This window comes from Bradyrhizobium sp. P2_E8 (assembly GCF_056403875.1).
In genome coordinates this window covers 1-8,680 of sequence record NZ_JBFUES010000233.1, presented here as the reverse complement: position 1 = coordinate 8,680, position 8,680 = coordinate 1, and the positions used below count along the sequence as shown (strand labels likewise).

General features: G+C 61.1%; 10 protein-coding genes. 4 read left to right on the top strand and 6 right to left on the bottom strand.

The window, feature by feature from the left end:
* Nucleotides 1-681: DUF3471 domain-containing protein (locus tag AC1D00_RS15305; RefSeq protein WP_477011246.1), on the top strand; the 681-nt coding region annotated here is incomplete at its 5' end.
* Nucleotides 682-907: 226 nt separating this feature from the next.
* Here AC1D00_RS15305 and AC1D00_RS15300 read toward each other — a convergent pair.
* The 3 genes from AC1D00_RS15300 to AC1D00_RS15290 form a co-directional block, all read right to left on the bottom strand.
* On the bottom strand, nucleotides 908-1,171 hold the full coding sequence (locus tag AC1D00_RS15300) for a DUF1127 domain-containing protein (protein WP_477011245.1): 264 nt from the start codon (nucleotides 1,169-1,171) through the stop codon (nucleotides 908-910).
* 277 nt (nucleotides 1,172-1,448) lie between these two features.
* Nucleotides 1,449-2,519, bottom strand: coding sequence for a winged helix-turn-helix domain-containing protein (locus AC1D00_RS15295; protein WP_477011244.1), 1,071 nt, complete (start codon nucleotides 2,517-2,519; stop codon nucleotides 1,449-1,451).
* 394 nt (nucleotides 2,520-2,913) lie between these two features.
* Nucleotides 2,914-3,615, bottom strand: a complete 702-nt coding sequence (locus tag AC1D00_RS15290) for an alpha/beta fold hydrolase (RefSeq protein WP_477011243.1) — start codon at nucleotides 3,613-3,615, stop codon at nucleotides 2,914-2,916.
* 160 nt (nucleotides 3,616-3,775) lie between these two features.
* On the opposite strand from AC1D00_RS15290, the gene AC1D00_RS15285 reads away from it, so the two are divergent.
* Together AC1D00_RS15285 and AC1D00_RS15280 are read left to right on the top strand one after the other, a co-directional pair.
* Nucleotides 3,776-4,102 carry a LysR family transcriptional regulator gene (locus AC1D00_RS15285; RefSeq protein WP_477011242.1) on the top strand — a complete coding sequence of 109 codons (327 nt, stop codon included), beginning with the start codon at nucleotides 3,776-3,778 and terminating at the stop codon, nucleotides 4,100-4,102.
* On the top strand, nucleotides 4,033-4,695 hold the full coding sequence (locus AC1D00_RS15280; protein WP_477011241.1) for a substrate binding domain-containing protein: 663 nt from the start codon (nucleotides 4,033-4,035) through the stop codon (nucleotides 4,693-4,695). The genes AC1D00_RS15285 and AC1D00_RS15280 overlap by 70 nt, the downstream gene beginning before the upstream one ends.
* Before the next feature lie 293 nt (nucleotides 4,696-4,988).
* Here the strand turns inward: AC1D00_RS15280 and AC1D00_RS15275 are convergent, their stop codons facing one another.
* Complete coding sequence (locus AC1D00_RS15275; RefSeq protein WP_477011240.1) at nucleotides 4,989-6,038, bottom strand: acyltransferase family protein; 1,050 nt, start codon at nucleotides 6,036-6,038, stop codon at nucleotides 4,989-4,991.
* A 343-nt stretch (nucleotides 6,039-6,381) separates the two neighbouring features.
* Here AC1D00_RS15275 and AC1D00_RS15270 point away from each other — a divergent pair, with 343 nt between their 5' ends.
* Nucleotides 6,382-6,657, top strand: coding sequence for a hypothetical protein (locus tag AC1D00_RS15270; protein ID WP_477011239.1), 276 nt, complete (start codon nucleotides 6,382-6,384; stop codon nucleotides 6,655-6,657).
* Between the two features lie 105 nt (nucleotides 6,658-6,762).
* Here AC1D00_RS15270 and AC1D00_RS15265 read toward each other — a convergent pair whose 3' ends face one another.
* Both AC1D00_RS15265 and AC1D00_RS15260 read right to left on the bottom strand, forming a co-directional pair.
* Nucleotides 6,763-7,533: a sulfite exporter TauE/SafE family protein gene (locus AC1D00_RS15265; protein WP_135177892.1), complete on the bottom strand. Its 771-nt coding sequence runs from the start codon at nucleotides 7,531-7,533 to the stop codon at nucleotides 6,763-6,765.
* Nucleotides 7,530-8,680: CCA tRNA nucleotidyltransferase (locus tag AC1D00_RS15260; protein WP_477011238.1), on the bottom strand; the 1,151-nt coding region annotated here is incomplete at its 5' end. The genes AC1D00_RS15260 and AC1D00_RS15265, both read right to left, overlap by 4 nt.

The window sequence follows — 8,680 nt, the reverse complement described above, 5'->3', positions numbered from 1 at the left end:
GCCCAAGGCCATGCCTCCAACCTCAAACCGGCATCGAACTGGGACATCCCGACGCTGGCCGGCGCCGGCGCGTTGAGGTCGACGGCCAGCGACCTAGTCAAATTCGTGAAGGCGACTTGCCTGTCCGGAGCCAACGCGCCCCTTCGTTCCGCCATCGACATGCTGCTACAGACCCGCCGGCCAACAAACCTTCCCAACACGGAAGTCGGCCTCGGCTGCTTCATCAGGACCGGCAATAAAGACGAGATCATTTGGAAAGATGGAGGGACCGGAGGATATGCCTCGTTTGCCGGGTTCTCCACTACACTGCGGTCCGGAGCTATCGTTCTCTCGAACTCGATAAACTCCGTCAACGATATTGGATTTCGGCTGACCAATCCAGCCTACACGATTGCGCAATATCCGCCTGAAGTGGCTGTCGATCCAGCCGTGCTTGCGACCTATCAGGGGGTCTACGAGATGAACCCCAAATTTGCTCTGACCATTCGAGCCGAGGCTGGCAGGCTGTTCGTACGCGGGACCGGGCAGCCAGAGTTCGAACTGTTTGCCGAGGACCAGAACCGCTTCTTCATGCGCTTTGTCGACGCCCAAGGAACGTTTCTTCGTGACAAGGATGGTGCGGTTGATCGGCTGTTGTGGCACCAGAACGGAAGGTACGCGTACTGCCGCCGGGCTCATTGATACTTGAACCCAATGCGTCGTACGTCTGCTGCGGGTCAAAAGCAGCGGTGGACGCCAAGTTGGATTGGCGTCCGGTTTGCCCCTGACAGCCGACATGACACGCGCTCATTCGACCTTCGGCTAAGGGCCACAAGCAGACCTTCGGCGGCACGCAGGTCGCTCGAGGTTTGCTCGGACCTTAAACAAGTCCCCTTGGCGGATGCGAGAGGTTCTTCGACCAGAGCCGCTATGGAACAGACTTCGCTTCCCGCTCGAGGCAACCGCGCGGATCGGTCGAAAGATCGGAACGAACGAGATAGTCGATCTCGCCCCTCGTTACCCCGATATCTCTAAGTTCTAGGTCGCTCAATTCGTCCAGCGTCTCGCGCAAGCTCTGGCGGATACGCCAGGCACAAAAAGCGTTGAAATATCTTCCGAGAAAGTTTGGACGATGGCGTGTCTGCGTCGCAGGCGCCTGCACCGATCCCGCAGCAGTATAGGTCGTGCTCATGGCTAACTCCTAGGGCAACTACCCATGGGCGACCTTGCCAAGGCACGACGGAGCGTGCTTGACGCCCCGCTCACATTTCCCTCACCAGTGACTTACTTTTCTATTTTCTCGACTGTCAGCAGAGTGCGATCTAAGCACAAGGCACCGACCGGCGAGATTCGTCACGAACCGATGAAAACTTGAGCAAATCGTCCGTCGTCGAATCGATCTTTGTCTGATGCAGCAGCGGGCCCTGCTCGAGTGCGGGCATCGCGGTATGTTCGCCCCTCCGGAGCAATCAACTTGTGTAAGCGTGAAGGTTTGCGCCGATATTCAACGAGCGACTACACTTTTCGATGGCCTCTTCATATTGCCGGAGGTGCAGGTGGGCGACGCAGAGAAGCCGAGCCGTGATGTTATTGTGCAGGGCAGCAAGATTTGTTCGGTCACCGTCGAACCAATCTGACCAAATGTCGCGAGCGGTTTGAAGATCGGTTAGCGATACGTTGATCCGTACTTGATCTCCGTAACTTTTCACCGCCCCTTGTACGGCCCAGCGGACGCCGAGAACCGCTCCAAACTGCTTCAGATCGGTCGGCCTATCCCTGTAGATCAAGGCGGCGGTCTCGTATCCGATAACGAAAGTGGCGGGCGTTCGCGCGATGTCGATCGTCAGTTCTCTTGTGATGGTGTCGGCGAATTGGTCCTGCTTTGGATCGTTGTTGAGGTTGGCGAAGGGCAGCACCACGATGGAGAGACGAGACTTAATTTCGGATATGACCGTTTCTTGAGCTTCCCGAACTGCATCGGTACGTGGCGTCTTCCAGAAACTCCAATAGCCATAAAGACCGCCAGCGATTGCGCCGACGGCAGCCATCGATGCCAGCGCACCGCCGACAAACTTCAAAGGTCCTTTGACGTGACCCAGTCTGTGATGGGATCGGCGTTTGCCTGTTAGTTGTTCAGAAGAAACTGGGACTAAAACCGCTTCCTTTCCGGTCGGACGCGCGACCTCTAGCTCATCTGTAGAAGAGATCGTCGCGGTTGGGGTGCACCGACCCGCGTCATGCAACGCGCCTACAAAACGAAATCCCTTCCGTGGAAACGTTTTGATCAAACGTTGTCGTTCGCCGGAGTCGCCGATCGCACGTCGGACAGCGTTAAGCCGAGTCGTCAGCGCCGCATCGGATACAATTCGACCATTCCAAATCGCGCTTATAAGATCATCTTTACCGACGACGCGATCCCTGGTGCGGATCAAATATTCGAGCAAATCAAAGACCTGCGGCGAAGTATGCACGACATCAGATCCGCGCCGCAACTCACGCAGTTCAGTGTCCAATACACAATCGTCAAAGAAATAGCGCATGATACTATTCCGTGCGCATGCCCTCGATCACAAAGAGAGGGCGGCAGCGAATATCGCTAGACAATAAGCCTTGGGAACGGAGGATGTAAACCAGTATCAACTACCCCTAGTTGCCGTGCGAAACCTCCTACCGTTGGACTGGTCAGCGGAGCTGCCGCGTTTCCTTTGGAGCATCCGGCGCGAAATCGGCCTCCTAATGAGGTCCGCTCAGGGTCAAACTGAGAAGTCGGGGCGCTCAGCCGGCAGGTCGGCTTTACCCCAACTCCAGACAAACCGCTCCATCGGACTAACTGACGCGATGGGCCCAGAAGCAGTCATCGCACCCAACCCATCAATAAGAGAGGTCGCCTTGCGAACGACCTCTCCTTTGCCCGGCAATGCACGCCTGTTGCGATCAGCTTTTTTGAACGGCGGCCGCAGCCTTGCGAATGACGTCGATAACGACATCTGGCTGGGAGAGCATCGGCACGTGGCTGCTCGCCACCTCGGTGACGGTCGCTCCCATGCGCTTCGAGACCCAGCGTTGCAGATCGGGATGCACAGTGTGGTCTTGCGTGGCCAGAATGTACCAGCTTGGCTTCGACCTCCACGCGACTTTGTCGGCGCTGAGCTTCTGCTGCTGGAACAGATTGTAGACGGGCGCATAATGGGTGGCCCAAACCAGCTTCTGGTCTTCCTCGGAGAGGTCTCCTGCGAAGAACTCGGTGCCATTCGGAAGCATCCAGGCACGCCCATCGGCGACCTCGACGCGCGAAAAAATATCCGACGGATACTTGTCGAGCTGGTCCTGTACGGTCTCGCCGGCATCCGGAGCGACCGCGGCAATGTAGACGAGGCCAACCACGCGCTCGTCGGTCCCCGCGCCCGTGATGGTGGCTCCTCCATAGGAATGACCGACGAGGAGGACCGGGCTGCCGACACGATTGAGCGTGCGCTTAACCGTCGCAAGGTCCTCTTCGTAGGAGTCGAGGCCATATTGGACGGCGATGACCTCGTAACCATCAGCCTGCAACGCAGGAATGACTTTGCTGAAACAAGAACCATCGGCCCAGATGCCGTGGCAAAAAACGATCGTTGGTTTGGTCTGTGCAGGCATACTGCATTCCCTTTTCTTGCATGAGTTTGAGCGATGGAGGCATGCTGGAAGGCTTAGAACGCGGCTGACAGGGATCCCCCATTGCGAGGCTCAACCTATTCGGTCATAAATGTCCGAATAGCTGTGTTTCGTTCGGTTCTTTCATGATTAGAAGTCCGAAATGACCACGATTTTGGAAAGAACAGCTGGTCTGCTGGCCTTCGTACGAACGGTTGATACAGGTTCTTTCGCGGGCGCCGCGAGGCTCATCGGCGCCAGTCCTTCAGCCGTATCCAAAAGCGTCGCGCGCCTCGAACAACGTCTCGGTGTGCGCTTGCTGCAGCGCTCGACGCGCACGCTCAGCCCGACGTCCGAAGGCGCCGCTTATTATGAACATGTTGCCCCCCATTTACGCGCGATCGAGGAAGCCGTGACATCGTGCAGGCTCCGGGCAACGTACGTGGCGTGCTTCGGGTCACCGTGCCGAGTACGTTCGGACGTCCATTGATCTCTGCATGGGCGGGCTCGTTCCTGGAACGCTATCCAGACATCAAGCTCGACCTCAGCGTCACGGACCGCCGTGTCGATCTCATTCGCGAGGGTTTCGACCTCGCGGTCAGAATTGGCGAACTGGAAGACACCAACCTGATCGGCCGCTCGCTGGGCGTGCTGCAGTATGTTCTGGGCGCATCGCCGGAATACCTTCAGCGCCGGGGAATTCCGCGGTCGATCGACGATCTCAGGCAGCATGCCTGCCTTCGCCACCTGCTCGGCGGCCGGCCGCAAGCCTTCACTTTTGCGGACGGCACCCGGGTCATCCCCAATGGCCCCTTCGATAGCGACGATGCTCAGTCGTTGATCGAGGCCGTCGTAAAGGGCGTTGGCATCACGCAGTTCATGCGCATCGCAATCGAGGACGAGCTTGCCGCCGGACGACTGAATGTCGTGCTGCCGGAGATACCGATGTTCACCACGCCGGTCTACGTCCTGCACGCGTTCGGACGGCAACTCCCGCTGCGGGCGCGCGTGTTCATCGATTTTCTCGTCGAGGCCTTGGGCGTGTCGCGCAACCCTGAACTTTCGGTACAGGCCAGCCCCTGACCGTCGCAGAAGTCAGAGGCGACGACGTGATCTGCCGCTCGCCGTGACTCCACGTCCTGATTTCGGTGACAGTGCACTCAATCCCCCGCTCATCACGCGCGAAACCTATCCGCGACAGCAAGTTAAGTGCACTGTCACCGTAATTCTGAGTTGGGTGATAAGCCGCCGATGACGGCCAAGCCGGGCGGCTTCCGGCTTGGGCCCGCAAGCCGACGGTCATGAGTACAGGCCCCGAGAGAGGTTCAATCCGCGGTCCAGGCGCGAATGCGGCCTGGGCCGGGGTCATCACGCGATTATTCGGCCCGTGCTGGAATACGCATGGCTGCCTCTCGTCTCGGGACATCCGAGGTCTGTTGGTCGCGGCGCATCAGGCTCCACTTGCGGCCCCAACCGATGAGCGGTGCCTCAATGATGATGTGCAAGGCAAAGGCGAGACCGATGGAGAGCAGAATGCTGGCAGCGATTGTCCCGGCCGTAGATAGCAGCCACATCCCAGTAAAGTTGGTGATCCATTTTATCACCAGGTAGTGGACGATATACAGCGAGTACGAAATCTTGCCGAACCATTGGAGGATCGGCGAAAAGGACTGCCCTTCGATCTCGGCAGACACGACGGCATGGATGAGCAATCCCGCAGCGAGGCCATAGGTGGGCACGCGTGCGAATTGCGGATCGGTCGATCCGGACACGAAGATCCAGTACCAGCCGGCCGCAAACAGGCCTGCGGAAATTGCAAGAATGCGGCGCGAAAAGCGCAATCCGCCGTTCCTGTGGAGATAGGCGATGCCGACGCCGGCGCCGAATTCCAGGACCAGCGGATGGGAATAGATGCCAAGCTGCAGGCGGAGTACGACGGCAACAACGACCATGCCGAGCCCCGCGAACAGCAGCTCGAACACCCGGTTCGGCGCGATCGCAAGAATGGACGCAACTGCGGCATAGAAGTGCAATTCGAAAGCAATCGACCAGGCCGGCCCGAGGTACCAGTTCGGATATGTCCACGCGAAGATGAGGCCGAGGTCGAGTGGGGGACGCTTCTCCGGCGACAGCTCGATCCAAGACGAGCTAACGAACGCCACCAGCAACACGAGCCAGTAGACCGGATAAATTCGAACAGCTCGTCTGAAGGTGAAATTCAACGGGTCGCGCTGCCCCGCCGCCGTGGTTGCGATGATGAAGCCGGAGATAACAAAGAAGACGTCGACGCCGCTTGCAAGAATGGTGAGGACGCCTTCGGCGACGCCCGGGCCGACCATATCGGGTCGCGCGCTGACTGCGTGTCCGCAGACCACCGACAGCACGGCAACGCCGCGCATTGCCTCTACACCCGCGAAGACCCGCAAAACGCCTCGGCGCTCTCAATTACAAATTGCATCTTATCTGCACGCCAGAATATTAATAAACGGTTGTAGCAACCTAATAATATCTACTTTCGGATGTATTGAGTGGACTGCGACGGGGCCGCATTCTGACATGACCGCTATGGTCATCAGCCGCCGATGACGGCCAAGCCGGGCGACGGCCGGCTTGGGCTCGGAAGCCGACGGTCATGAGTACGCCCCAGCCGACCGCTCGCCCATGCGGGTCCGTGATGGCGGGGATGTGATCGGTCGTGAAGCCGACATCTATTGGGGCTGCGCGGCCGAGCGTTAAGTAACGAGCCGGGGGGCAGCTGGAGAAAAAGCGATGCGTTTCATCCTGGCGTTGAGCCTATTGATCCCCCTGTACGGCGTTGCGAACGCGGCGCCGGCGCATAACCCCCACCGGCACGCTGCTGTTCGCTCCCATCAGGGCACGATCGCACCAAGTTCCGCTTCGAGCTTTGCCTACGCGCCACCTCAGGCGCCGACCGAATACCGTTCCGCCCCCTCCTATGGCGACCATGAAGCGTATTTCGGCGCTTCCCAGGGTTATGCGCCTGGCGAAAAGGAGCGTTTTCTCCACAGCTTGTTCGGCCCATGAATGCCTGGGGCCAGCAACCTTCCATGTTGAGCCAAAGGCGCCGCAAGTGACGTCTTCGGCTTGCATCGGGCCAATCTCGGAATCTGCGGTCCAGGCACGAATGCTCTAGGCGAACAGTTGCCTCGCCGCAGCCGAGATCATCACCATCCCGCCCGTGATCACCGCGACGTCGAGGATCGCCGTGTGGATGTGCACCGGCATCCGCTCGACGAAGGCTTTTGCGAGGAACGCGCCGGGGATCGCGATCGCCCCGATCAGCAGCGCGAAGGCGAGCACCTGCGCATTCACGGCGCCGGCGAGGCCAAACACCGAGATCTTGATGAGGCCGGTGCCGAGCGAGATCATCGCATCGGTCGCGATCACGGCGGCGCCTTCGAGGCCGGCCGCCATCAGCAGCGAGAGCAGGATCACGCCGGAGCCCGACGTGCCGCCGACCAGCACGCCGTAGCCGACGGAGCCGGCGGCAAGGCCGGTGTCGCCGATCCTGACCTGGCGGCGGCGGAGCACGCGGCGCAGCGGCACGCTCAGGATCAGCATGGTGCCGATCACGAGCGCGGCGCCCGCATTGGTGAGGCGCGTGTAGCCGTAGGCGCCGAGCGCGGTCGTCAATGCCGCGCAGGCGAGCACGATCAGCGCGCGGCGGCGGTCGGCATAGCGGACATAGGCGAGCGCACGGCTCGAATTGGTGAAGATCGCGGAGATCGCGATGATCGGCACCACGGGCTCGGCGCCGACCAGCGGCACCAGCACCAGCGGCATCAGCGCGCCGGTGCCGTAACCGGCGAGACCACCGATGATCGAAGCAAACAACGCCATCAACGCGACCAGCAGGAGCTGAAAGACCGAGATGTCGGCGAAGCCTGAGACGATGGTCACGTTTTCCGTTCGCGGCTGACGCGGGCCGCAGCTTGATCTGCGATGGAAGCGAGCGCGGCTTCCTCTAGTGGAAAATCCGCCGCAAGCCAAGCGTCCTCGGCCAGTGTCAACACATGTCCGAGCGCAGGCCCTTCCGCCATCCCGCGCGCGATGAAATCGGCGGCGCGAAGCGGAAACTTCGGCGCAGTCCAGCGCTGCGGCAGCTCAGCGAGTTCGCGCCAGCGCGACGAATGCACGTCGCTCGCCGCCCGCGCCCAGCCGAGCAACACGCGATCGTGATAGGGCTCCGCACCGAGCCGGTAGAGCAGCCGCCGCGCATTGGCCTCGTCCTTGGTGGCGAACCGCCACCAGCGGTGCCCCATCGAATCCAGCGCCTTGGCCTCGGCATTGGAGAGCCGCAGGCGCGTGGCGACGCGCTTGGCGTCTTCCGTCACGGCCACCGTCAGCGCGGCCAGGCGCCGCGTGCTGCTTGCCGGCAGGCCGAGCGCGCGCTCGATCGCGACCATCGTCGCCAGCGGCCCGGTATAGACGACGCCGCCGGTCAGCGCCTGCAGCAATCCGCCCTCGGCCATGGCCAGCACGGCGGCGGACACACCGCCGGCCACCAGCAGCTTCAGCATCTCCATGCGCACCCGCTCGGCCGACAGGCTGGCAAGGCCCGCGCGTCCGCGGATGCAGGCGAGGTAGCCGTCGCGGTCGGGCTCGCCGGCGCCGAAGGCAGCGTGGATGCGGAAGAAGCGCAGGATGCGCAAATAATCCTCGGCGATGCGCTGATCGGGATCGCCGATGAAGCGCACGCGGCGCGCTCTGGCATCCGCGATCCCGCCGACATAGTCGTACACGACACCTGTCGCATCGACCGACAGGCCGTTCATGGTGAAGTCGCGCCGCTCGGCGTCCTTCACCCAGTCGCGTCCGAACGCGACCTTGGCCTTGCGGCCGAAGGTCTCGGTGTCCTCGCGCAGCGTCGTGACCTCATAGGGATGGCCGTCGATGACCAGCGTGATGGTGCCGTGCTCGATGCCGGTCGGCACGCTCTTGATGCCGGCGGCTTTGGCGCGCCGCACCACCTCCTCCGGCAACGCCGTGGTCGCGATGTCGATGTCGCCGGGCGTAAGATCGAGCAGCGCGTTGCGCACCGCGCCGC